Raw genomic sequence first — 22564 nt, 5'->3', positions numbered from 1 at the left:
GGAAGGGGACACCATGGGAATCCTCGAAGTCAAAGGCGTCAACAAGCGCTTCGGCGGCCTGCAGGCCCTGGGTGACGTGAACCTCAGCGTGCAGGAACGCTCGGTCCACGCCATCATCGGCCCGAACGGCGCCGGCAAGTCGACGCTCCTGAACTGCCTCGTGGGCAAGCTGATCCCCGACACCGGCAGCGTCATGTTCGACGGCAACTCGGTGCTCGGCCGCAAGCCGCACGAGATCAACCAGATGGGCATCAGCCGGGTGTTCCAGACGCCCGAGATCTTCGCCGATCTCAGCGTGATGGAGAACGTGCTGATCCCCTGCTTCGCCAAGCGCGACGGCTCGTTCCGGCTGCACGCCTTCGAGACGGTGGCCAACGAGGGCGAGCTGAACGACGAGGCCGAGAAGATGCTGGCCGACGTCAGCATGCTGGAGAAACGGCACATGCTCGCCTCGTCGCTGTCGCGCGGCGACAAGCGGCGGCTGGAGATGGCGATGTGCCTGGTGCAGCGCCCGAAGCTTCTGCTGCTGGACGAGCCGACGGCGGGCATGGCCCGCGCCGACACCAACAACACGATCGACCTGCTCAAGGAGATCAACGACCGGCGCGACATCACCATGTGCATCATCGAGCACGACATGCACGTCGTCTTCTCGCTCGCCCAGCGGATCACCGTCCTGGCCCAGGGCACGCCCCTGGTCGAGGACACGCCGGACAACATCAAGGGCCACCCGAAGGTCCGCGAAGCCTATCTCGGAGAGGCGCACTGATGACCATGATCGAAGAAACCAAATCGGGACGCTACGAACGTCCCGACTTCTCCAAGCACGGCAATCAGGCCTCCACCGCGCCGGCCTTCTTCTCGGCCTGGGATCTGCACGCCTATTACGGCGAGAGCTACATCGTGCAGGGCGTGTCGTTCAACGTCCACGAGGGCGAGATCCTCGCGCTTCTGGGCCGCAACGGCGCCGGCAAGACCTCGACCCTGCGCGCCATGGCGCGGCTGGGCAGCCCGCAGCTGACCCATGGCGAGGTCTGGCTGGACCGCCAGGCGCTGCACCCGATGGCCAGCCACGAGGCGTCCGCCAGCGGCATCCAGCTGGTGCCCGAGGACCGGCGCATCATCCCCGGCCTGACGGTCGAGGAGAACCTGCAGCTGGCGCAGATCGCGCCGCCCGCCGGCTGGTCGCTCGACCGCATCTACGAGCTGTTCCCCCGCCTCGGCGAGCGCCGCAAGCAGGAGGGCGTGACGCTCTCGGGCGGCGAGCAGCAGATGCTGGCCATCGCCCGCGCCCTCGCCCGGCGCATCAAGGTGCTGCTGCTGGACGAACCCTACGAGGGCCTCGCCCCGGTGATCGTCGACGAGATCGAGAAGACGCTGAACATCATCAAGGAGCAGGGCATCACCACGGTCATCGTGGAGCAGAACGCCATTCGCGCCCTGATGCTTGCGGACCGGGCCGTCATCCTCGACACTGGCACCGTGGTGTTCGACGGCACCGCGCAGGAAGTGCTGGACGACGAGGCGCTGCGCGCCGAATACCTGGCCATCTGACGGCCCGCGACCCCAGAGAGACACCCGCCCCGGCCCGCACCGCACTGGGCCGGCGGCGCAATGGGATGGAGGAGATCACATGCTGGATCAATCGGACAACGTCTACAAGCCCGCCGACGAGGTCGTCGCCAACGCCCATATCGGGCCGGACACCTACGAGGAGATGTACGCCGCATCCGTCAACGACCCCGAAGCCTTCTGGGCCGAACACGGCAAGCGGCTCGACTGGATCGAGCCCTACACCAAGGTGAAGAACACCGATTTCACCTTCGGCCAGGTCTCGATCAAGTGGTTCGAGGACGGCGTGCTGAACGCCTCGGCGAACTGCATCGACCGGCACCTGAAGACCCGCGGCGACCAGACGGCGATCATCTTCGAGCCGGACGAGCCCGACGGCGAGGTGCAGCACATCACCTATAACGAGCTGCACGAAAAGGTCTCGCGCATGGCCAACGTGCTGCTGAGCCAGGGCATCATGCGCGGCGACCGGGTCATCATCTACCTGCCGATGATCCCCGAGGCCGCCTATGCCATGCTGGCCTGCGCCCGGATCGGCGCGATCCACTCGGTCGTCTTCGCCGGCTTCTCGCCCGACGCGCTGGCCAACCGGATCAACGACTGCGGCGCCAAGCTCGTCATCACCGCCGACACCGCCCCGCGCGGCGGCCGCAAGACGAACCTGAAGTCGAACACCGACGCGGCGCTCCTGCACTGCTCGGACAAGGTCCGCTGCCTGGTGGTGAAGCATACCGGCGACCAGACGACCTGGATCCAGGGCCGCGACGTCGACGTGCTCTACCTGATGGACCACGCCAGCCCCGACTGCCCGCCGCGGCCGATGAACGCCGAGGATCCGCTGTTCATCCTCTACACCTCGGGCTCCACCGGCAAACCCAAGGGCGTGGTGCACACCACCGGCGGCTATCTCGTCTTCGCCTCGATGACGCAGGAATACACGTTCGACTACCACGAGGGCGACGTGTTCTGGTGCGGCGCGGATGTCGGCTGGGTGACGGGACACACCTACATCCTCTACGGCCCGCTGGCGAACGGCGCGACCACGCTGATGTTCGAGGGCGTGCCCACCTATCCCGATGCCGGCCGCTTCTGGCAGGTGATCGAGAAGCACAAGGTCGCCCAGTTCTACACCGCCCCCACCGCGATCCGCGCGCTGATGGGCCAGGGCACCGAGTACCCCAACAAGTACGACCTGTCCTCGCTGAAGGTGCTGGGCACGGTGGGCGAGCCGATCAACCCCGAGGCCTGGGCCTGGTACAACGACAATATCGGCAAGGGCAAACTGCCGATCGTCGACACCTGGTGGCAGACCGAGACCGGCGGCCACATGATCACCCCGCTGCCCGGCGCGATCTCGACCAAGCCCGGCTCGGCCACCCTGCCCTTCTTCGGCGTGCAGCCCGTCGTGCTGGAGGCCGAAAGCGGCAAGGAGATCACCGACAACCCCGCCGAGGGCGTGCTGGCGCTGAAAGACAGCTGGCCCGGCCAGATGCGCACCGTCTGGGGCGACCATGAGCGGTTCGAGGCGACCTACTTCCAGCAGTACAAGGGCTACTACTTCTCCGGCGACGGCTGCCGCCGCGACGAGGACGGCTACTACTGGATCACCGGCCGCGTCGACGACGTGATCAACGTCTCGGGCCACCGCATGGGCACGGCAGAGGTGGAATCGGCGCTCGTCGCCCATTCCAAGGTGGCCGAGGCCGCGGTGGTGGGCTACCCGCACGACATCAAGGGCCAGGGCATCTACTGCTACGTCACCCTGATGAACGACGTGGAGCCGACGGACGAGCTGAAGAAGGAGCTGGAACAGTGGGTCCGCACCGAGATCGGCCCCATCGCCAAGCCCGACCACATCCAGTGGGCCCCCGGCCTGCCCAAGACCCGTTCCGGCAAGATCATGCGCCGCATCCTGCGCAAGATCGCCGAGAACGACTACGGCGCGCTGGGCGACACCTCGACCCTGGCCGACCCCTCGGTCGTGGACGACCTGATCGAGAACCGGCAGAACAAATAGGCGGGACCGCACCGCACGTGAAAAGGGCCGGAGCGCGCGCTCCGGCCCTTTTTCGTCGCCGGGCGACAGGGCAGCAGCGCCCCTTGCCGTCACGACGGTCATGGCCCGGCTTCCTTCATGCCTCGCTTTCCTGCGCACGGGTCTCATGGCAGGTATCGGCTACTTTTTGTAAATACAAAATATACACATGATTTCGAGACAGATGCCTCGGACATCACGGCGTCCGGGACTTCCTGTTAGCGCTATCCATAGCAATATCAGCGACATAGCACCCCGTCCAACCTCGGACACTTCGGCTTGCACCCGCTTTCGCTCTCCCCCAAACTCCGCCCGTTCAACAAACCGGAGACCCCCATGAACGGCGCCGAGTCGCTCGTCAAAACCCTGCTGGCCAGCGGCGTCGACACCGTCTTCGCCAATCCCGGCACATCCGAGATGCACTTCGTCGGCGCCCTCGATTCCCATCCCGAGATGCGCTGCATCCTCTGCCTGTTCGAAGGCGGCACCTCCGGCGCCGCCGACAGCTATTTCCGCATGAAGCGCGACGTCTCGGCGACGCTCCTGCACCTCGCCCCCGGCTTCGGCAACGCCTTCGCCAACATGCACAACGGCCGCAAGGCCGGCTCCGGCATCGTGAATATCGTGGGCGAGCACGCCACCCACCACCTCGCCTACGAGTCGCCGCTGAAGGGCGATCTCGACGGCATGGTGGCGACGGTCAGCCAATGGTCCCGCCGCAGCACCGACGCCCCCTCGGTCGCGCGCGACGGGGCCGAGACTGTGCGCGCCGCCCGCGCCCTGAACGGCCAGATCGCCACGCTCGTCCTGCCCGCCGACACCGCCTGGACCCCGGCCGAGACCCACGTGACCGCCGCCGCGCCCGCACCCCTCCACCGCCCCGAGCCGGAGCGGATCGACGCCGCCGCCCGCCGCCTCTCTCAGCTCGGCGCGGTCCTGATGCTCGGCCGGCACGCGCTCTTCGGCGAGGATCTGGAGCTTGCCGCCCGCATCGCCGCCAAGACCGGGGCGCGGCTGTTCTCCGACACGGCGATCTCGCGCCTGTCGCTGGGCGCCGGCGCGCCGCGGATCACCCAGTTGCCCTATGCGGTGCCGCAGAAGGCCGCCGCGCTGGAGGGCGCCAGCTCGATCACGCTCGTCGGCCTGCACCGGCCGGTGACCTTCTTCGCCTATCCCGGCACGTCCAGCCTGCCCGAGCCGGCCGACTGCGAGATCGACGACCTCTGCCGCCCGGAGATGGACATCTCCTGGACCCTGCGCGCCCTGGCCGACGCCACCGGCGCGCAAAGCACCGCGCCGGCGGTCAACGACATGCCGCCCCCCGCGGTGCCCACCGGCCCGGCGACGGGCGAAAAGACCGGCCTCGCCCTCGCCGCGCTGCTGCCCGACAATGCGATCTTCCTGAACGAGGCGGTCTCGAACGGCCGCAACTACGCCAGCGCGCTGCGCGCCGCCCGCCCGATCGACGTGCTGGGCAGCACCGGCGGCTCCATCGGCTGGTGCCTGCCCGGCGCCGTGGGCGCGGCGACCGCCTGTCCGGACCGCAAGGTCGTGGCCGTCACCGGCGACGGCTCGGCGATGTACACGATGCAGTCGCTCTGGACCATGGCGCGCGAGGGGCTCGACGTCACCGTCGTCGTCCTCGCCAATCGCGGCTACCAGATCCTGCGCGGCGAGATGACCAATGTCGGCATCCGCGGCTACGGCGCCAACGCCTCCGCCATGCTCGATGTCGAGAACCCGACGCTCGACTTCGTGGCCCTGGCCCGCGGCCACGGCGTCCCCGCCACCCGCGCCGAGGACATGGAGACGTTCGCCCGCGCCCTGACCGACGGCATCGCGGCCGAGGGGCCCTCGCTGATCGAGCTCGTCTGCCCCTGATCCGCGGCGATCCGCCGATCGCGGCAACCTCACCCGGCGGCATGCCGCGCAAGGGCCGGCCGGGCGGAACATCGCCGCCCCCGCCGTGTTGACCCTGAGCGCAAGGGGGCGATCCACTCTGTCGTGGACGCTCCGCCAATAAACATCTTCGAGGAGAAGGCCTTTATGAAACGCACCGCGACTGCCATCGCCCTGACCGCGACCATGGCGCTCGGCGCCTGCACCGAAGGCGGTTACCTGAACCGCGACGAGGCGATCGCCGCCGGCATCGGCGCGGGCTTCGGCACGATCACCGCCAAGGCGCTCGGCGCCAACACCGAATGGACGATCATCGGCGCGCTCGCCGGCGCCGCGGCCGGCACGCTCGTGGCCCGCAACCAGGCCGCCAACGAATGCGCCTACGCGCGCGGCGACGGCACCTACTACACGGCGCCCTGCCCGTAAGGCCCGGACGCCGCCATGAAGAAAGGCCCCGCCGGAACGGGGCCTTTTTTCGTTGATCCGGCGGGCGGGATGCCTACAGCGCCTCGTCCGTGATCTCATGCGTCCAGGCCGCGTCGCCCGGATGCTCTGTGATCACCGGGTCCGAGCCGCCGGACAGCAGCGATTCCACCGTCCGCTCGAAATCGGCCGGGTCCAGCGCGCCTTCCGACCCCTGGGTCAGCTTGGCGATCTCGCCCATCATCCGCTTCTGGTGCTTTTCCGTCTGGGCGCCGGTCTCGTCGTATTCCAGCACGATCTCGGCCGCCTCGTCGGGGTTCTCCTCGGCGTATTTCCAGCCTTCCATCGAGGCGCGCACGAACCGCACCATCTTGTCCACGAAGGCCGGATCCTTCAGATCGTCCTCCATGACCCACAGGCCGTCCTCCAGCGTCGCGACGCCCTGGTCCTCGTACTTGAAGGTGATCAGTTCGTCCTCGGTGATGCCGGCGTCGATCACCTGCCAGTACTCGTTATAGGTCATGGTCGAGATGCAGTCGGCCTGCTTGTTCAAGAGCGGATCGACGTTGAAGCCCTGCTTGAGCACCTCGACCCCGTCCTCGCCGCCGTCGGTCGGGATCTCCAGCTGGCTCATCCAGCTCAGGAACGGGTACTCGTTGCCGAAGAACCACACGCCCAGCGTGCGGCCGGGGAAGTCCTCGGGCCCCTCGATGCCGGTCTCCTTCAGGCAGGTCAGCATCATGCCCGACGACTTGAACGGCTGCGCGATATTGACCAGCGGCAAGCCCCGCTCGCGCGCGGCCAGCGCCGCGGGCATCCATTCCACGATCACGTCGGCGCCGCCGCCGGCGATCACCTGGGTCGGCGCGATGTCGGGGCCGCCCGGCTTGATCGTGACGTCGAGATTCTCGTCCTCGTAGAACCCCTTCTCCTTGGCCACGTAGTAGCCCGCGAACTGCGCCTGGGTGACCCATTTCAGCTGCAGCGTCACCTCGTCCTGGGCCTGGGCCCCGGTGGCCGCCAGGCCCAGCGCCAGCGCCCCCATCATCCGTTTCATCATGGTCGTTACCTCCTTGTTGTCGTTGCGACCTGTCTCAGGTCCGTTGCGAGGGATGCCAAAAGGTCAGCCCCCGTTCGATCGCCGCCACCAGCCCGTAAAAGACCGAGCCCGCGATGGCGGCGACCGTGATTTCCGCCCAGACCATATCAATGCCCAGGCGGCCCACCTCCGTCGAGATGCGAAACCCCATGCCGCGCGTCGGCGAGCCGAAATACTCCGCCACGATCGCCCCGATCAGCGCCAGCGTCGTCGAGATCTTCAGCCCGTTGAAGATGAACGGCATCGCGGCCGGCAGGCGCAGTTTCCACAAGGTCTGCCAATAGCTTGCCGAATAGGTCTTCATCAGGTCGCGCTGCATCGGCCCGGTATCGGCCAGCCCCGAGACGGTGTTGACCAGCATCGGGAAGAACACCATCACCACCACGACCGCCGCCTTCGACTGCCAGTCGAAGCCGAACCAGCCCACCAGAATCGGCGCGATCCCCACGATCGGCAGCGCCGCCACGAAGTTCCCGATCGGCAGCAGCCCGCGCTGCAGGAACGGCACCCGGTCCACCAAGAGCGACGCCGCGAAGGCCGCCGCGCAACCGATGACGAAGCCCGACAGCGCGCCCTTCATCACCGTCTGCCGGAAATCGCCCCAGAGCGTTTCGGTCTCGGCCGCGAAGGTGGCGGCGATGGCGGTGGGCGCCGGCAGGATGACGGGCGACACCTCCAGCCCGCGCACCATGAGTTCCCACATCACGATCACGGTGATCCCGAAGACCACGGGCACCGCGATCTTCCCCGCGAGCGTGTCGGACCGGCGCGAATTGGCCACGGCCACGTTCAGGCCCCAGCCCACGCCCCAGACGATCAGCGCGGCGATCACCAGTCCCATGCCGTCCCCCGCTTCATCTTGGCAAGAATACGCCCGCCGGAGGCATGAAATCTCGACCGACCCCGGATCATCGCGCGAACCCCATCCGCTTCATCGCCACGCCCTGCATCACGGCCACCAGGCTCACCAGCACGCCGGCCAGCACCGCCGCGGCGATCAGCGCCGACCAGATCATGATCGGGTTGCCGAACTGGTCGCCGATCAGGATGCGCGCGCCCAGCCCGCGGATCGCGCCGGTCGGCAGCTCGCCCACGATGGTGCCCACCAGCGCCGCCGCGATCCCGACCTTCAGCGAGGTGAACAGGTAGGGCACCGACGAGGGCAGCCGCAGCTTCCAGAACGCCTGCGACGCGCTCGCATTGTAGGTGCGCATCAGGTCCAGCTGCATCGCGTCGGGCGAGCGCAGGCCCTTCACCATGCCCACGAGCACCGGGAAATAGCACAGATAGGCCGAGATGATCGCCTTCGGCACCGCGCGCCCCTCGACGCCGATGGAGGCCAGCAGCACGATGATCATCGGCGCGATGGCGACGATGGGGATGGTCTGGCTGATGATCGCCCACGGCATCAGCGTCATGCTCGCCGTGCGCGAATAGACCACCGCGACCGCCATGAGGATGCCCATGATCGTGCCCAGCGCGAAGCCCGTCAGCGTCGAGCGCAGCGTCACCCAGCCGTGGAACACGAGGCTCCGTTTCGAGGTGACAGCCTTGTCGATCACCGTGTCGTAGAGCTCGGCGCCGATCTGGTGCGGCGCCGGCAGCCGCGGGCGGTCCTGGCTCATCGTGTCGCGCACGACCTCGCCGAAGCTCAGCGGCCCGTCCGCGCGGTCCAGCGTCCAGGCGCTGTTCATCCACACCGCCCCCGCGTACCACAGAAGCACGATGGCCGCGACGACGGTCAGGATCGGAAAGACGTTACGCATCCCGCTTCTCCCGCCGCTTGCGCAGCCAGGCCTGGAACAGGGTCATGATCTCGTTGGCCAGAAGCAGCGGCAGCACCACGATCGCGATGCCCAGCGCGGTCGACAGGGCGCCCTCCTCGGGCGGCTCGCCCAGCACCCAGACGCCGAGCAGCACCAGCCACAGCACCAGCCCGATCGCCATCAGCCAGCGGCGCACGCTCATCTCCGGCCCTCACTCGTCATAGGCGTGCCCCGCGCGCAGGCCCTCGCGCACCCGGTGCGCCACCTCCAGGAACTCCGTCGAGTCGCGGATGTCCAGCGGCCGCTCCTTCGGCAGCGGGCTTTCGATCACGTCGGTGATCCGGCCCGGCCGCGGGCTCATCACCACGATCCGGGTCGAGAGATACACCGCCTCGGGGATCGAGTGGGTCACGAAGGCGATGGTCTTCTCGGTCCGGTCCCAGAGCTTCAGGAGCTGCTCGTTCAGGTGGTCGCGCACGATCTCGTCCAGCGCGCCGAAGGGCTCGTCCATCAGCAGGATGTCGGCGTCGAAGGCCAGCGCCCGAGCGATCGAGGCGCGCTGCTGCATCCCGCCCGACAATTGCCAGGGATACTTCTTCTCGAAGCCCGCCAGGTCGACGAGGTCCAGCACCCGCTTGACCCTTTCCGACATTTCGGCCTTGGAATACCCCATGATTTCCAGCGGAAGCCGCACATTTCCCGCAATCGTCCGCCACGGGTACAGCCCTGCCGCCTGAAACACGTAGCCGTAGGCCCGGTTGCGCCGCGCCTCGTCGGCGGTCATCCCGTTCACCGTCAGCGTGCCCTCGGTCGGCGTCTCCAGCGCCGCGATGCAGCGCAGGAAGGTGGTCTTGCCGCAGCCCGACGGCCCGATGAACGAGACGAAGTCGCCCTTCTCCACGGTCAGGCCGATCTTCGACAGGGCATGCACCGGCCCGTCATTCGTCTGGAAGGTCAGTCCCAGGTCGCTTGCCTCGATGACGCTCAAGCGTATCCGTCCCCCATCTCGATGTTCCACAGCCGCGGCTCGGCGAATTCTACCGAGTTTCCCGCCGGATCGCGCACGTAGATCGACCGCGCCCCGTTCGGCCATTCGAAATCCGCCTCGATCCCCACGCCGGCAGCCTCCAGCCGCCCGCGCCATTCGTCAAGCTCCGCGCCCGCGACGGCGAAGCAGATATGCCCCGCGCCGTCGGCCCCGTGCGGCGGCACCGGCAGCCTGGCGTTGTCGGTCGGCACCCGTGTCGCTTCGGCGATGAAGCACAGCACGACCGTCGTGCCGCAGCGGAAGAACACGTGCCGCCCCTCGACCCGCAGGATCTCCTCAAGCCCCAGCAGGCCCGCGTAGAAGCCCGCCGCCGCGTCCAGGTCCTCCACATAGACCGCCGCTTCGAGCACCCCGCGCAGCGCCGCCATCACGCCTCTCCCCAGTGATAGACGCACCAGAACACCAGGCCGGCGACCCCGCCCCCGGCGAAGAGCGCCGCCAGGAAACCGGGGCTGTCGAACAGGTGCTCGGTCAGCGACACGCCCATCATCGCGCGCAGCGCGACGAGCGAGACAAGCGGCAGGAAGGCCACGCCCACCGCATAGGGGACCGGTCCCTTCGGCCCGCGCCGCCCGATGAAGACCACCAGCAGGGCGCCGATCCCCAGGGCCAGAAGGCCCAGCGGCAGCATCAGCTGGAACGGCAGCCGCAGCACGTCCACCAGCCCCGCCCCCGACGGCCCGGCGGCGAGAAACCCGATCACCCAGGTTCCCGTCACATAGGCCGCGATCAGGCCCGTCAGCGTGCGCAGCCGCAACATCACCGGACCCCGTCAGGCATCGGCCTTGCTCCAGCTTTCCGCCAGCCGCTCCGTGCCGGTGAACAGCCCGTGGTTGCGCGTGCCGAGCCGTTCTCCGGCCACGAAATTCTCCAGCCGCGCCCAGTCGCGCAGCAGCGTGCCGCGCCAGTAGTCGCGATAGAGCCCTTCGTCGATCGCGCCGCTCTCCACCATCCGGGCCAGCAGGGTGTAGACCGCCAGGATGAACCGCGCCCGGCGTTTCTCGACATCCGACAGGTCGTCATAGGCGCGCTGATGCGGGCCGGCAAAGAACTCCGCCCGCGCATCCCGGAACTTCTCGTCCTGCAGCGCCTCGTGGATGGTCGCCAGCGATTCCCGCTGCAGCCGCCGCACCTCGGTGTCCACGTCGGTGCGCTGCAGCCCGACCTGCCGCCACACGAAGACCGTGGTGACGATCACCGCCAGCGCGGCGGCGACCGTCGAGATATCGGCGATCAGGTCGATCCATTGCACGCCCCGGCCTCCGGCTCAGACCCCGCTGGCCGGAATGCCCGTCCGCTCCACCTTGCGCGGCGCGGTCAGCTCCTTCCAGGTCGACAGCGCCTTGTTCACCGGGTTCACCGGCTCGCGCTTGACGAATTCCCCGTGCCCGGGCTCGTGCTTCATGTCGCCGTCCAGCACCGCGACCTTGCCGCGGGTCAGGACATAGCGCGGCAGGCCCTTCACGTGCTTGCCCTCGAAGACGTTGTAGTCGATGGCCGACTGCTGGGTCTTGGCACTGATCGTCTTTTCCTTCTCCGGGTCCAGCACCATGATATCGGCATCCGCGCCCACCAGAATCGCGCCCTTTTTCGGGTAGCAATTCAGGATCTTGGCGCTGTTCGTCGAGGTGACCGCGACGAACTCGTTCGGGGTCAGCCGCCCGGTCGACACGCCATAGGTCCACAGCATCGGGATCCGGTCTTCCAACCCGCCGGTGCCGTTGGGGATCTTGGTGAAGTCGCCCACGCCGTAGCGCTTCTGCTCGGTGGTGAAGGCGCAGTGGTCCGTCGCCACCACCGACAGCGAGCCCGACTGCAGCCCCGCCCAGAGCGACTCCTGGTGCTGCTTGTTGCGGAAGGGCGGCGACATCACGCGGCGGGCGGAATGGTCCCAGTCCTTGTCGAAATACTCGCCTTCGTCCAGCGTCAGGTGCTGGATCAGCGGCTCGCCATAGACCCGCTTGCCCTGCATCCGCGCCCGGCGGATCGCCTCGTGCGCCTCCTCGCAGGAGACATGCACCACGTAAAGCGGCACGCCCGCCATGTCGGCGATCATGATCGCGCGGTTCGCGGCCTCGCCCTCGACGGCCGGCGGCCGGGAATAGGCATGCGCCTCGGGGCCGTTATTGCCCTCGGCCATCAGCTTGGCCTGCAGGTCGGCCACCACGTCGCCGTTCTCGGCATGGACCAGCGGCAGCGCGCCCAGTTCGCCGCAGCGCTGGAACGACGCGAACAGCTCGTCGTCATTGACCATCAGCGCGCCCTTGTAGGCCATGAAGTGCTTGAAGGTGGTGATGCCGCGGTCCTTCACCACCGTTTCCATCTCGTTGAACACCTGCTCGCCCCACCAGGTGATCGCCATGTGGAAGGAATAGTCGCAGGCGGCGCGCGTCGACTTGTTGTCCCACATCTGGATCGCGTCCAGCAGGCCCTGCCCGTCCGGGCTGGGGATCGCGAAGTCCACCACCATCGTGGTCCCGCCGGCCAGCGCCGCGCGCGTGCCGCTCTCGAAATCGTCGGTGGAGTAGGTCCCCATGAACGGCATCTCCAGATGCGTGTGCGGGTCGATCCCGCCGGGCATCACGTAGCAGCCCGTCGCGTCCAGCTCCTCGTCGCCCTTCAGGTTCGGCCCGATCTCGACGATCTTGCCGCCGTCGACCGCGACATCCGCCTTGTAGGTCAGGTCGGCGGTCACGACGGTTCCGTTCTTGATGACTGTGGTCATGTCAGTCCCCTGTTGTGTTGGGGCCGTGTTGCCGGCCCTCGGTTCGGTGTTTCGCGCGCCGTGTCAGCCGACGCAGTCGAGCAAGAAGTACTGTCCGTCCTTGCGGTAATAGTAGCAGCCGTCCTCGCTGACGAAGACGTCCGCGGGCGTGACACCGGCCGGAAGCTGTTCGGCGAAGCCCAGCGGCAGCGCGTGGTCCAGCGGGGTCACCTCTACGGTCTGGCGATGCTCGGCCGCCCCGGCGGGCAGCGCGAAGATCAGCGCGGCGACGGCGACAAATCCCGGCCCCCTCATTCCACGATCTCCGCCGTCTCGACGACCGCGTGGAACAGCACCTCGGCGCCCGCGCGCGCCCATTCGGGCGAGATCTCCTCGGCCTCGTTATGCGACAGCCCGTCGACGCAGGGGCACATCACCATCGCCGTCGGCGCCACCCGGTTGATCCAGCAGGCATCGTGCCCGGCGCCCGAGACGATGTTTCTGTGCGAGTATCCCAGGCGTTCCGCCGCGTTCCGCACCGCCTCGACGCAGGATTTGTCGAATTCCACCGGATCGAAGCCGCCGACCTTCTCGAACTTCACCTTCAGCCCCATGTCGTCGCAGATCTCCTCGGCCTCCTGCCGCATCCGCGTCTCCATCTTCTTAATCACCTCCAGGTCGGGCGAGCGGAAATCCACCGTGAACACCGCCTTGCCCGGGATCACGTTGCGCGAGTTGGGATAGATGTCGATATGCCCCGCCGCGCCCACGGCATGCGGCTTGTGCGAGCGGGCGATGTCGTCCACCAGCTCCAGCACCCGCGCCATGCCCAGCCCGGCGTTGCGCCGCATCGGCATCGGGGTGGAGCCGGTATGCGCCTCTTTCCCGGTGATCGTCACCTGCGTCCAGGACAGTCCCTGGCCGTGGGTGACCACGCCGATATCCTTGCCCTCGGCCTCCAGGATCGGGCCCTGTTCGATATGCAATTCGAAGAAGGCATGCATCTTGCGCTGGCCCACCTCTTCGTCGCCCTTCCAGCCGATCCGCACCAACTCGTCGCCGAACCGCTTGCCCTCGGCATCCTCGCGATCATAGGCCCAGTCCTGCTCGTGAACGCCGGCGAACACGCCCGAGGACAGCATCGCGGGGGCGAACCGCGTGCCTTCCTCGTTGGTCCAGTTGGTCACCACGATCGGGTGCTTCGTCTTGATGTCCAGGTCATTCAGCGACCGGATGATCTCCAGCCCGCCCAGCACGCCCAGCACGCCGTCATACTTGCCGCCGGTCGGCTGGGTGTCGAGATGCGAGCCCACATAGACCGGCAGCGCGTCCGGGTCGGTGCCCTCGCGCCGGGCGAACATGTTGCCCATCGTGTCCAGCCCCATCGACAGGCCCGCCGCCTCGCACCAGCTCTGGAACAGCGCGCGCCCCTCGGCATCCGCATCGGTCAGCGTCTGGCGATTGTTGCCGCCCGCCACGCCGGGGCCGATCCTGGCCATCTCCATGATCGACTCCCACAGCCGATCGCCGTTGATCCGAAGGTTCTCGCCGGGTGCCGCCATGGTATCTCCTCTCCGATTCGCGCCTCTTGTGCGGCTCCGTTCCGCCAGGCCGCCGCCGCTGGCCGCAAAGAGTTTGACCAAATGGTCAGAAGGACGCTACCACGGCATGGTAGCACGTCAAGCACTCTCGCCGGAGGCCCGCGCGGGTCGCGATCCTGCCCGGAAAAAAGGACAAAAATGGACGCATCCGCGCCCCGAACACGCATCCAGGAAAGAAACCGCGCCGCCATTCTGGAGGCGGCGCTGGACGTGTTCTCGCAGGCCGGCTTCCGCGGCGCGACGCTGGACCGGATCGCCAAGACCGCCGGTCTGTCGAAGCCCAACCTGCTGTACTACTTCCCCGGCAAGGAGGCGATCCACGTCGCGCTTCTGGCCGGTCTGCTGGACCTCTGGCTCGACCCGCTGCGCGCGCTGGACGACAGCGGCGAGCCGGTCGAGGAGATTGTCGGATATGTGCTACGAAAGCTGGAAATGGCGCGTGAATTTCCGCGCGAAAGTCGGCTTTTTGCAAACGAGATCGTTCAGGGCGCCCCCCGCATCGCCGACATCATCGAAGGCCCGCTGAAGACGCTGGTGGACGAGAAGGCGGCGCTGATCGGGCACTGGGCCGACGCGGGCCGCATCGCGCGGGTCGACCCGCATCACCTGATCTTCTCGATCTGGGCCACCACCCAGCACTACGCCGATTTCGACGCCCAGGTCCGCGGCATCCTCGGGCCGGGCGAGGCGCATTTCACGGACGCCGCGGAGTTCCTCGAACAGCTCTACCGGCGCGCGCTGCGCCCCGGTTAACCACGAGATCGGATTCCGCTTTCCGTTAACACTTCGTGCCGTCCGCCTGCGCTATGCTGCAGCCCAGAGAAGTCCGAGTGCAGGAGTTGACGAAGATGGATGCATTGGCCCCAATTCCACAATTGGGCGCGGGTGTCATACCGATCCGGGCGCAGGCCGATGCCGGCGCGGTGGCGCTGACCCCGGTCGAGGCGTCCGCCGGCGGGCGCGGCCCGCAGGCCCGGATGGACACCGCGCCGCAATCGACCGGCCGGATCCCGGTGCGCGACCGGCGCGACGGGGACGGCGACAGCGGCCCGGCCTATCGCGACCGGCCCAAGATCGACGACAACACGCTGCTGGGCCCCTCGCCCGCGTTCCAGGCCAATATCCTGGAGCTGGAGCGCGACCTCCGCCGCGCCATCGAACGGCTGGAGGGCGAGCGCAGCCGCGCCGAGGCCGAGGCGGCGATCAAGGTCGAGAAGGCCGAAGCGGCGCTCGAACGGGCCGAGATGGCCAGGCAGAGCGCCGAGGCCGCGGTCTCGGCCGATCTGCCGGACGCGCCCGAGGCGCCCGAAAAGACGACGCCCACCACGCCCGAAACGGCAAACGCCTCCCCGGCCCCGACCGGTGACGCCGAGGTGCCCGAAGACACCGGCACCGAGGTGGCAGAACCCGCCGCCTGACCTCAGTCGCAATTCACGACATCCGGCGCGGCAGGACGCCGCCAACCGACGGGGCCCGGCCCGAGGCCAGCGCCCCGAGGCGCCAGCTATTCCGCGGCTTCCTTGGCCGCCGGGTTGTTCGGATGCGTCGTCCAGTTGGCATAGTCCGACTCCACCACCCGGCCCGTCCGCTCGTCCAGCGTGCCCGGCGTCAGCCGCTCCATGGTGATGCAGTCCTCCACCGGGCAGACATTGACGCACAGGTTGCAGGCGACGCATTCGTCGTCCTTCACCTCGAACACCCGCCCCGGCTTCATCGCGATGGCCTGGTGGCTGGTATCCTCGCAGGCCGCGTAGCAGCGGCCGCACTTGATGCACAGATCCTGGTCGATCCGCGCCTTGGTCACGTAGTTCAGGTTCAGGTACTGCCAGTCGGTCACGTTCGGCACCGCCCGGCCTACCAGGTCGTCCAGCGCCATGCCCTTCTCGTCCAGGTACTGCGACAGGCCCGAGATCATCTCCTGCACCACCTTGAACCCGTAGGTCATCGCCGCCGTGCAGACCTGCACGTTGCCGGCGCCCAGCGCCAGGAACTCCGCCGCGTCGCGCCAGGTCGTCACCCCGCCGATGCCGGAGATCGGCAGCCCGTGCGTCTCGGGATCGCGCGCGATCTCCGACACCATCGACAGCGCGATGGGCTTGACCGCCGGCCCGCAATAGCCGCCATGCGACCCCTTGCCGTCGATCGTCGGCTCCGGGCAGAAATCGTCGAGGTCCACCGCGGTGATCGAATTGATCGTGTTGATCAGGCTGACCGCATCGGCGCCGCCGTCCTTCGCCGCCTTCGCCGGCTTGCGGATATCGGTGATGTTCGGCGTCAGCTTCACGATCACCGGCTTGTCGTAATACGTCTTGCACCACCGCGTGACCATCTCGATGTATTCCGGCACCTGCCCCACGGCGCTGCCCATGCCGCGCTCGGACATCCCGTGCGGGCAGCCGAAGTTCAGCTCGATCCCGTCCACGCCGGTCTCCGCCACCCGCTCCAGGATCTCGCGCCAGGCGTCCTCTTCGCAGGGCACCATGATCGAGGCGACGATCGCGCGGTCGGGATAGTTCGCCTTGACCCGCGCCATCTCCTCCAGGTTCGCCTGCAAAGGCCGGTCGGTGATCAGCTCGATATTGTTCAGCCCCAGCAATCGCCGATCCGCCCCCCAGATCGCGCCATAGCGCGGGCCGTTCACGTTCACCACCGGCGGCCCCTCGGAGCCCAGCGTCTTCCACACGACGCCGCCCCAGCCCGCCTCGAAGGCGCGGCGGACGTTGTATTCCTTGTCCGTCGGCGGGGCAGAGGCCAGCCAGAACGGATTCGGGGACTTGATCCCCACGAAGTCGCTGGAAAGGTCGGCCATTGGTCGTCTCCTTCTGGCTGCGCCGGCGCGGCCGGCTAGCTCTTCACGGTCTGGATCAGCACGAGGTTGCCCTCGCTGTCATGGATCATCGCCCAGCGGATGCCGGGCTCCCAGGGCGCATCGTCCGGCCCCATGTGGATCGGCACGCCGCGACGCTCCAACTCGTCGCAGGCCACGTCCACATTGCCGGTCACCAGCACCAGCGCCGGCGTGTCCTGCGGCGCGATCTCGTCGACATCGTTGAAATGCAGCAGGGTCTCGGCGTCCGGGATCTCGACGAATATCCACCGGCTGTCGCCATAGGGCGCGTCGCGCTCGACCCGGAAGCCCAGCTTTTCGACGTAGAAGTCGCGCGCACGCTCCACGTCGGTCGCGTCGATCGACTGGAAGTGGATGCGCTCGAACAGCGAGCGGCTACTCTGCGGCGAGTCTTGCATGGATGTCCTCCGCGGCGTCGCGCCCCTCGGCCACCGCCGTCACGGTCAGGTCGTCACCGCCCGCGGCACAGTCGCCGCCGGCCCAGACGCCCGCCACCGAGGTCCGCCCGGCGCCGGAGACGGCGATCTTGCCGCCCTCCAGCGTGATCCCGTCCGGCGCGCCCTCCAGCCGTTGGCCGATGGCGCGGAACACCTGGTCGGCGGGCAGCCGGAAGGTCTCGCCCGCGGGCTCCAGCCCGTTGGGGCCGTCCTGGGTATACTCGAACTCCACCTCGCGCACCGCGCCGTTGCCGATCACGCGGACCGGCATCGCGTGATGCACGATCCGCACCCCCTGCGACGCCGCCAGTTCCTGTTCGTACTCCGAGGCCGACATCCGCTCCTGCCCGCGCCGGTAGACCAGCGTGACTGCCTCCGCGCCCAGAAGCTTCGACTGCACCGCCGCGTCGATGGCGGTCATTCCGCCGCCGATCACCACCACGTTGCGACCGATGGCCAGCTTCGACAGATCGCCCGCCTGCCGCAGATCGGCGATGAAATCGACCGCGTCGGCGACGTTCCCGGTCTCCTCGCCCTCGGCGCGCAGCGCGTTCACGCCCGCCAGCCCCATCCCGAGGAACACCGCGTCGCAGTCCTCGCGCAAGGCCTCCAGCGTCACCGCCTCGCCCAGCGCCTGGCCGGCGCGCAGCTCGATCCCGCCGATCTGCATCAGCCAGTCGACCTCTTTCTGCGCGAACCCGTCCACCGTCTTGTAGGAGGCGATCCCGTATTCGTTCAGCCCGCCGGGCTTCGGCCGGGCATCGTAGATCACCACGTCATGCCCCTTCATCGCCAGCCGATGCGCGCAGGCCAGCCCCGCCGGCCCCGCGCCGACAACGGCCACGCGCTTGCCGGTGGCCGCGGCACGCTCATAGGGATGCGAGTTCTTCGCCATCACCGTATCGGTGGCATAGCGCTGCAGCCGGCCGATCTCGACCGGCTTGCCCTCGGCCACCTCGCGCACGCAGACCTCCTCGCACAGGGTCTCGGTCGGGCAGACCCGGGCGCACATGCCGCCCAGGATGTTCTGGTCGAAGATCGTCTCCGCCGCCGCCTCGGGCGTGCCGGTCGCGATCTGGCGGATGAACAGCGGGATGTCGATCGAGGTCGGGCACGCCTCGACGCAGGGCGCGTCGTAGCAGAAATAGCAGCGATCCGCGGCCACGGCGGCCTCGTGCGGGTCGAGCGGCGGATGCAGGTCGCCGAAGTTGTCGTCCAGCACGTCGCCCGGAAGCCGCCCGGCCACCACGCCGGGGGTGAACTGCGTATTGCCCATCGCGCGTCTCCCTGTCGCGTCTTTTGTCGGGAAACTGTGCCACAGGCTGATCTTTTATCAAACGGTAAAATTTCGGCGCGGCACGGGCCGGCCGGTCTCGGAGCCGTTCTGCCCGATTCAGCGCCAGATGCCGTAGGTCTTGCGCAGATACTCAATGGCCGCGCGGTTCTGCGCCGCCCGGTCCGTGCCGCCCACGTCGCTGCGGCACAGCGGGTCGACCGCTTCGGCCTCGGTATCCGTGGGGTCGCGATAGCCGCCCTGCACCCAGATCGGCACCCCCTGCAGCGCGACGCAGGCCGACAGCCAGACGTCGTCCACCGTCCAGCAGGGCGCGGGCACGTCGAACACGTCGTCGGGAAAGAACGCGGGCCGCACCAGCACGCCGCCGCGCCCCTCGAAGATGTCGGCATAGCCCGACCGCTTGACCACCCGCCGCCCCGGCGAAGGCAGGCCGCGCCCGCGCGTCAGGTCCTGCCAGAGAAAGCGCAGCTGGAACTCCAGATCCGTCACCCGCCAGCGCCGCGTGGCCCGGGGCTGCAACGCCCGTTCCCGGCTGCCCCCGGCCGCGTCATAGGCCTGCATCCCCAGCAGCGCCAGCGCCGCGTTCGGCCGGTCCCGCTCCAGCGCCAGGAAGCGCGCGGCCCAGTCGGGCGGGTAATGCTGATCGTCGTCGCAGAACAGGATCCGCGCGTCCTCCGCCCGCCCGGCCAGCGCGCCCAGAAGCTTCGTCGCCGGGCCCCAGTCCTCCTCGACCCGCCGGATCGTCACCCCGTCGGGCACTTCCGGCAGCGTCCCGTCCCAGTCGGGAAACCTGCGGTAGCGGCGCGGCACCTGCAGCTCGACCGAGACCGGCACCTCCTGCGCCACCAGCGAGCGCAGCGTCGCCCCGATCCGCCCGAACCGCGGCGGGATCGAGGACAGCGACACGACAAGCTCTTCGCGGCTCATGGCCAGATCCCGTAGGTCTCCCGGAAATAGGCGATGCAGCGCTTGTTCGCCGCGTCCCGGTCGGCGCCCTCGATCTCGGAGAGATACAGCGCGTCGGAGATTCCGGCCGGCGTGTGCTGCGTGTCGAACTGGTCGGCGATGATCCAGATCGGCACGCCGCGCCGCGCCAAGTGCCCCGAGAGCCACACGTCGTCCACCGTCCAGACCACGGGCGGGATGTCGAAGGCCAGGTCGTCGAAGAAGTCGGGCTTGACCATCGCCCCCGCGAAGCCCTCGAAACAGTCGGCATAGCCCGACTGCCGGAACAGCCGCCGCACCGGCTCGCGCAGGTATTTCCGTTCGACCGGCGGGAACAGGTATTCCCAGACCATCTGCGCCTTGAACTTCAGATCCCAGAACCGGCTGCGCTTTTTCGCGCGCGGCTTCGGGCGGTCCTTCATCGCCGACTGCCCGTAGCGGTCCGCCTCGAACCCGGCGATCGCCAGGCATGCCTCGGGATGCGCCTTGCGCGCCTCGACATAGGTCTGCGCCCAATGCGGCTTGTAGCGCCGGTCGTCGTCGCACAGCAGGATGTCCACGTCGTCCTGCCCGCGGTACTTCTTCGCCGCATACAGCACCTTGGTCGCCGGCCCCAGATCGTCGTCGCAGCGGACGATATCCACGCCGCCGGGCACCTCCGGCAACGTGCCGTCCCAGTCCGGGAACCGGCGATAGCGCTTCGGGATATAGAGCTCGATCCGCTCCACCCGCGCCTCCTGGCGCAACAGGCCGTTCAGCGTCGGCCCCAGCTTGTCGAACCGCGACGGGATCGACGACAGCGAGATGATCAGCCGCCGCTCGCCGCCGCCCGGCCCCGACCGGGGCGCCTGACCGTTCGTTGCCATCGCCTGCCTGCTCCGTTACATCCGGCGAACGGCTTGTCGATGCGCGCGCCCCTTGTCAAGCGGGCGGCCGAAACGGCTTTTATGTGGCTGGCCGGTCGCGTATAAGCGCCGAACACCGCCCCCGGCGGCAGAAACGGCTTCGGGAACGAGACACTGATGGCGAATCCGACGAACGACGACGACGACGTGGCCTTCGTGCAGGCGATGGCGGAAATCCTGCGCTCGAACGACCTCGCCGAGCTGGAGGTCGAGCGCGGCAGCAAGGAGACCGGCAAGCTGACCCTGCGCCTGTCCAAGGTCGCCCGGCAGTCCGCCGCGCCCGCCGCGGCGCCCGCGCCTCCGGCGGCGCCGGACACCCCCGCCACGCCGACCCCGCCCGAGACCCCGGCGGTCGAGGATCCCGCCGACCTGCCCGGCGCCGTGACCTCGCCGATGGTCGGCACCGCCTATCTGTCGCCCGAACCGGGCGCGGCCGCCTTCGTCAAGGTCGGCGACGCCGTGGCCGAGGGCCAGACCCTGCTCATCGTCGAGGCGATGAAGACCATGAACCACATCCCCTCGCCCCGCGCCGGAACGGTCAAGCGCGTGCTGGTCGAAGACTCGACGCCCGTGGAGTTCGGCGCCCCGCTGATGGTCATCGAATAGATGTTCGACAAGATCCTGATCGCGAACCGGGGCGAGATCGCCCTCCGCGTCGTCCGCGCCTGCCGCGAGATGGGGATTTCCTCGGTCGCCGTGCATTCCACCGCCGACGCCGACGCGATGCATGTGAGGATGGCCGACGAGGCGATCTGCATCGGCCCGCCCTCGGCCACGCAGAGCTATCTTTCGGTGCCCTCGATCATCGCCGCCTGCGAGATATCGGGCGCCCAGGCGATCCACCCGGGCTACGGCTTCCTGTCGGAAAACGCCTCCTTCGTGCAGATCGTCGAGGATCACGAGATCACCTTCATCGGCCCCTCGGCGGAACATATCCGCCTGATGGGCGACAAGATCACCGCCAAGGAGACGATGAAGAACCTGGGCGTGCCCTGCGTGCCCGGCTCCGAGGGCGGCGTGCCGGACCTGGACGCGGCCAGGCGGATCGGCGCCGAATTCGGCTATCCGGTCATCGTCAAGGCCACGGCCGGCGGCGGCGGCCGCGGCATGAAGCTCGCCCGCTCCGAGGAGGAGATGGGCCACGCCTTCCCCACCGCGCGCGCCGAGGCCAGGGCCGCCTTCGGCAATGACGAGGTCTATATCGAGAAATATCTCGGCAACCCGCGGCATATCGAGATCCAGGTCTTCGGCGACGGCAAGGGCAACGCCGTGCATCTGGGCGAACGCGACTGCTCGCTGCAGCGCCGCCACCAGAAGGTGTTCGAAGAGGCGCCCGGCCCGGCGATCGACGCCGAGACCCGCGCCCGCATCGGCAAGACCTGTGCCGACGCGGTGGCCGAGATCGGCTATGCCGGCGCCGGCACCATCGAGTTCCTCTACGAGGACGGCGAATTCTACTTCATCGAGATGAACACCCGCCTGCAGGTGGAGCACCCGGTGACCGAGGCGGTGTTCGGCGTCGACCTGGTGCAGGAGCAGATCCGCGTGGCCGCCGGCGCGCCGCTGTCCTTCCGCCAGGAGGATCTGACGGTCAACGGCCACGCCATCGAGGTGCGTATCAACGCCGAGAAACTGCCCAGCTTCTCGCCGTCCCCCGGCCGGATCACCCAGTATCACGCGCCCGGCGGGCTCGGCGTGCGGATGGATTCGGCGCTCTATGACGGCTACCGCATCCCGCCCTATTACGACAGCCTGATCGGCAAGCTGATCGTCCACGCCCAGGACCGCCCCGCCGCGCTGGCCCGCCTGAACCGGGCGCTGGGCGAGCTGATCGTCGACGGCATCGACACGACGGTGCCGCTGTTCCGCGACCTCCTGGAGGCGCCGGCGGTGCAGACCGGCGACTACACGATCCACTGGCTGGAGAAGTGGCTGGCCGAGACGCTCGGGTAGCGTGGTTTCGGACCGCTTGCGCGGTCCGATCC

The 22564-nt window shown here is 68.3% G+C and carries 25 protein-coding genes; 9 read left to right on the top strand and 16 right to left on the bottom strand.

Annotated elements, in window-relative coordinates:
* Nucleotides 1-13: 13 nt before the first annotated feature.
* From P1J78_RS02435 to P1J78_RS02415, 5 genes are all read left to right on the top strand, one after another.
* A complete protein-coding gene (locus P1J78_RS02435) occupies nucleotides 14-769 on the top strand; it encodes an ABC transporter ATP-binding protein (protein ID WP_275565726.1) in 756 nt (251 codons plus the stop codon).
* A 5-nt stretch (nucleotides 770-774) separates the two neighbouring features.
* Nucleotides 775-1554 carry an ABC transporter ATP-binding protein gene (locus P1J78_RS02430; protein ID WP_275565819.1) on the top strand — a complete coding sequence of 260 codons (780 nt, stop codon included), beginning with the start codon at nucleotides 775-777 and terminating at the stop codon, nucleotides 1552-1554.
* A gap of 79 nt (nucleotides 1555-1633) precedes the next feature.
* The gene (gene acs, locus P1J78_RS02425) at nucleotides 1634-3589 is read left to right on the top strand and encodes an acetate--CoA ligase (protein WP_275565725.1); all 1956 of its coding nucleotides are present in this window, start codon (nucleotides 1634-1636) and stop codon (nucleotides 3587-3589) included.
* A 354-nt stretch (nucleotides 3590-3943) separates the two neighbouring features.
* Entirely contained in the window at nucleotides 3944-5488 is a 1545-nt protein-coding gene (locus tag P1J78_RS02420; protein ID WP_275565724.1) for an acetolactate synthase large subunit, read from the top strand.
* Nucleotides 5489-5653: 165 nt separating this feature from the next.
* Entirely contained in the window at nucleotides 5654-5932 is a 279-nt protein-coding gene (locus P1J78_RS02415; protein WP_275565723.1) for a YMGG-like glycine zipper-containing protein, read from the top strand.
* 73 nt (nucleotides 5933-6005) lie between these two features.
* Here P1J78_RS02415 and P1J78_RS02410 read toward each other — a convergent pair whose 3' ends face one another.
* From P1J78_RS02410 to P1J78_RS02360, 11 genes are all read right to left on the bottom strand, one after another.
* Nucleotides 6006-6989, bottom strand: a complete 984-nt coding sequence (locus tag P1J78_RS02410) for an ABC transporter substrate-binding protein (protein WP_374213142.1) — start codon at nucleotides 6987-6989, stop codon at nucleotides 6006-6008.
* Nucleotides 6990-7023: 34 nt separating this feature from the next.
* The gene (locus P1J78_RS02405) at nucleotides 7024-7869 is read right to left on the bottom strand and encodes an ABC transporter permease (RefSeq protein WP_275565722.1); all 846 of its coding nucleotides are present in this window, start codon (nucleotides 7867-7869) and stop codon (nucleotides 7024-7026) included.
* Nucleotides 7870-7936: 67 nt separating this feature from the next.
* Complete coding sequence (locus tag P1J78_RS02400; RefSeq protein ID WP_275565721.1) at nucleotides 7937-8794, bottom strand: ABC transporter permease; 858 nt, start codon at nucleotides 8792-8794, stop codon at nucleotides 7937-7939.
* Complete coding sequence (locus P1J78_RS02395) at nucleotides 8787-8996, bottom strand: hypothetical protein (protein ID WP_275565720.1); 210 nt, start codon at nucleotides 8994-8996, stop codon at nucleotides 8787-8789. The genes P1J78_RS02400 and P1J78_RS02395 overlap by 8 nt, the downstream gene beginning before the upstream one ends.
* A 9-nt stretch (nucleotides 8997-9005) precedes the next feature.
* Complete coding sequence (locus tag P1J78_RS02390; RefSeq protein WP_374213141.1) at nucleotides 9006-9782, bottom strand: ABC transporter ATP-binding protein; 777 nt, start codon at nucleotides 9780-9782, stop codon at nucleotides 9006-9008.
* Nucleotides 9779-10210, bottom strand: coding sequence for a VOC family protein (locus P1J78_RS02385; protein ID WP_275565719.1), 432 nt, complete (start codon nucleotides 10208-10210; stop codon nucleotides 9779-9781). The genes P1J78_RS02390 and P1J78_RS02385 overlap by 4 nt, the downstream gene beginning before the upstream one ends.
* Nucleotides 10210-10602: a hypothetical protein gene (locus P1J78_RS02380; protein ID WP_275565718.1), complete on the bottom strand. Its 393-nt coding sequence runs from the start codon at nucleotides 10600-10602 to the stop codon at nucleotides 10210-10212. The genes P1J78_RS02385 and P1J78_RS02380 overlap by 1 nt, the downstream gene beginning before the upstream one ends.
* A gap of 12 nt (nucleotides 10603-10614) precedes the next feature.
* A complete protein-coding gene (locus P1J78_RS02375) occupies nucleotides 10615-11094 on the bottom strand; it encodes a DUF4760 domain-containing protein (RefSeq protein WP_275565717.1) in 480 nt (159 codons plus the stop codon).
* A 15-nt stretch (nucleotides 11095-11109) separates the two neighbouring features.
* On the bottom strand, nucleotides 11110-12567 hold the full coding sequence (gene hydA / locus P1J78_RS02370) for a dihydropyrimidinase (RefSeq protein WP_275565716.1): 1458 nt from the start codon (nucleotides 12565-12567) through the stop codon (nucleotides 11110-11112).
* Nucleotides 12568-12630: 63 nt separating this feature from the next.
* Entirely contained in the window at nucleotides 12631-12861 is a 231-nt protein-coding gene (locus tag P1J78_RS02365) for a hypothetical protein (RefSeq protein ID WP_275565715.1), read from the bottom strand.
* The gene (locus P1J78_RS02360) at nucleotides 12858-14108 is read right to left on the bottom strand and encodes a Zn-dependent hydrolase (RefSeq protein ID WP_275565714.1); all 1251 of its coding nucleotides are present in this window, start codon (nucleotides 14106-14108) and stop codon (nucleotides 12858-12860) included. The genes P1J78_RS02365 and P1J78_RS02360 overlap by 4 nt, the downstream gene beginning before the upstream one ends.
* A 177-nt stretch (nucleotides 14109-14285) precedes the next feature.
* Between P1J78_RS02360 and P1J78_RS02355 the strand changes: the two genes are divergently transcribed.
* Together P1J78_RS02355 and P1J78_RS02350 are read left to right on the top strand one after the other, a co-directional pair.
* Nucleotides 14286-14900, top strand: a complete 615-nt coding sequence (locus tag P1J78_RS02355) for a TetR family transcriptional regulator C-terminal domain-containing protein (RefSeq protein WP_275565713.1) — start codon at nucleotides 14286-14288, stop codon at nucleotides 14898-14900.
* 95 nt (nucleotides 14901-14995) lie between these two features.
* Nucleotides 14996-15565 carry a prolipoprotein diacylglyceryl transferase gene (locus P1J78_RS02350; protein ID WP_275565712.1) on the top strand — a complete coding sequence of 190 codons (570 nt, stop codon included), beginning with the start codon at nucleotides 14996-14998 and terminating at the stop codon, nucleotides 15563-15565.
* Nucleotides 15566-15651: 86 nt separating this feature from the next.
* Here P1J78_RS02350 and preA read toward each other — a convergent pair whose 3' ends face one another.
* From preA to P1J78_RS02325, 5 genes are all read right to left on the bottom strand, one after another.
* Nucleotides 15652-16956 (bottom strand): NAD-dependent dihydropyrimidine dehydrogenase subunit PreA, encoded by a 1305-nt coding sequence (gene preA, locus P1J78_RS02345; RefSeq protein ID WP_275565711.1) that lies wholly within the window; start codon nucleotides 16954-16956, stop codon nucleotides 15652-15654.
* Between the two features lie 35 nt (nucleotides 16957-16991).
* Nucleotides 16992-17393 (bottom strand): VOC family protein, encoded by a 402-nt coding sequence (locus tag P1J78_RS02340; protein ID WP_275565710.1) that lies wholly within the window; start codon nucleotides 17391-17393, stop codon nucleotides 16992-16994.
* Entirely contained in the window at nucleotides 17371-18708 is a 1338-nt protein-coding gene (locus P1J78_RS02335; protein WP_275565709.1) for an NAD(P)-dependent oxidoreductase, read from the bottom strand. The genes P1J78_RS02340 and P1J78_RS02335 overlap by 23 nt, the downstream gene beginning before the upstream one ends.
* A gap of 117 nt (nucleotides 18709-18825) precedes the next feature.
* Nucleotides 18826-19656, bottom strand: coding sequence for a glycosyltransferase family 2 protein (locus P1J78_RS02330; RefSeq protein WP_275565708.1), 831 nt, complete (start codon nucleotides 19654-19656; stop codon nucleotides 18826-18828).
* A complete protein-coding gene (locus tag P1J78_RS02325; RefSeq protein ID WP_275565707.1) occupies nucleotides 19653-20540 on the bottom strand; it encodes a glycosyltransferase family 2 protein in 888 nt (295 codons plus the stop codon). The genes P1J78_RS02330 and P1J78_RS02325 overlap by 4 nt, the downstream gene beginning before the upstream one ends.
* Nucleotides 20541-20696: 156 nt before the next feature.
* Here P1J78_RS02325 and accB point away from each other — a divergent pair, with 156 nt between their 5' ends.
* Entirely contained in the window at nucleotides 20697-21185 is a 489-nt protein-coding gene (gene accB / locus P1J78_RS02320; RefSeq protein ID WP_275565706.1) for an acetyl-CoA carboxylase biotin carboxyl carrier protein, read from the top strand.
* Nucleotides 21186-22532: an acetyl-CoA carboxylase biotin carboxylase subunit gene (accC, locus tag P1J78_RS02315; protein ID WP_275565705.1), complete on the top strand. Its 1347-nt coding sequence runs from the start codon at nucleotides 21186-21188 to the stop codon at nucleotides 22530-22532.
* Nucleotides 22533-22564 lie beyond the last annotated feature (32 nt).

The organism is Psychromarinibacter sediminicola, assembly GCF_029168335.1.
GTDB lineage: Bacteria > Pseudomonadota > Alphaproteobacteria > Rhodobacterales > Rhodobacteraceae > Psychromarinibacter > Psychromarinibacter sediminicola.
Note: the sequence above shows the minus strand (reverse complement) of the source record. Positions and strands in the feature narration are given on the sequence as shown.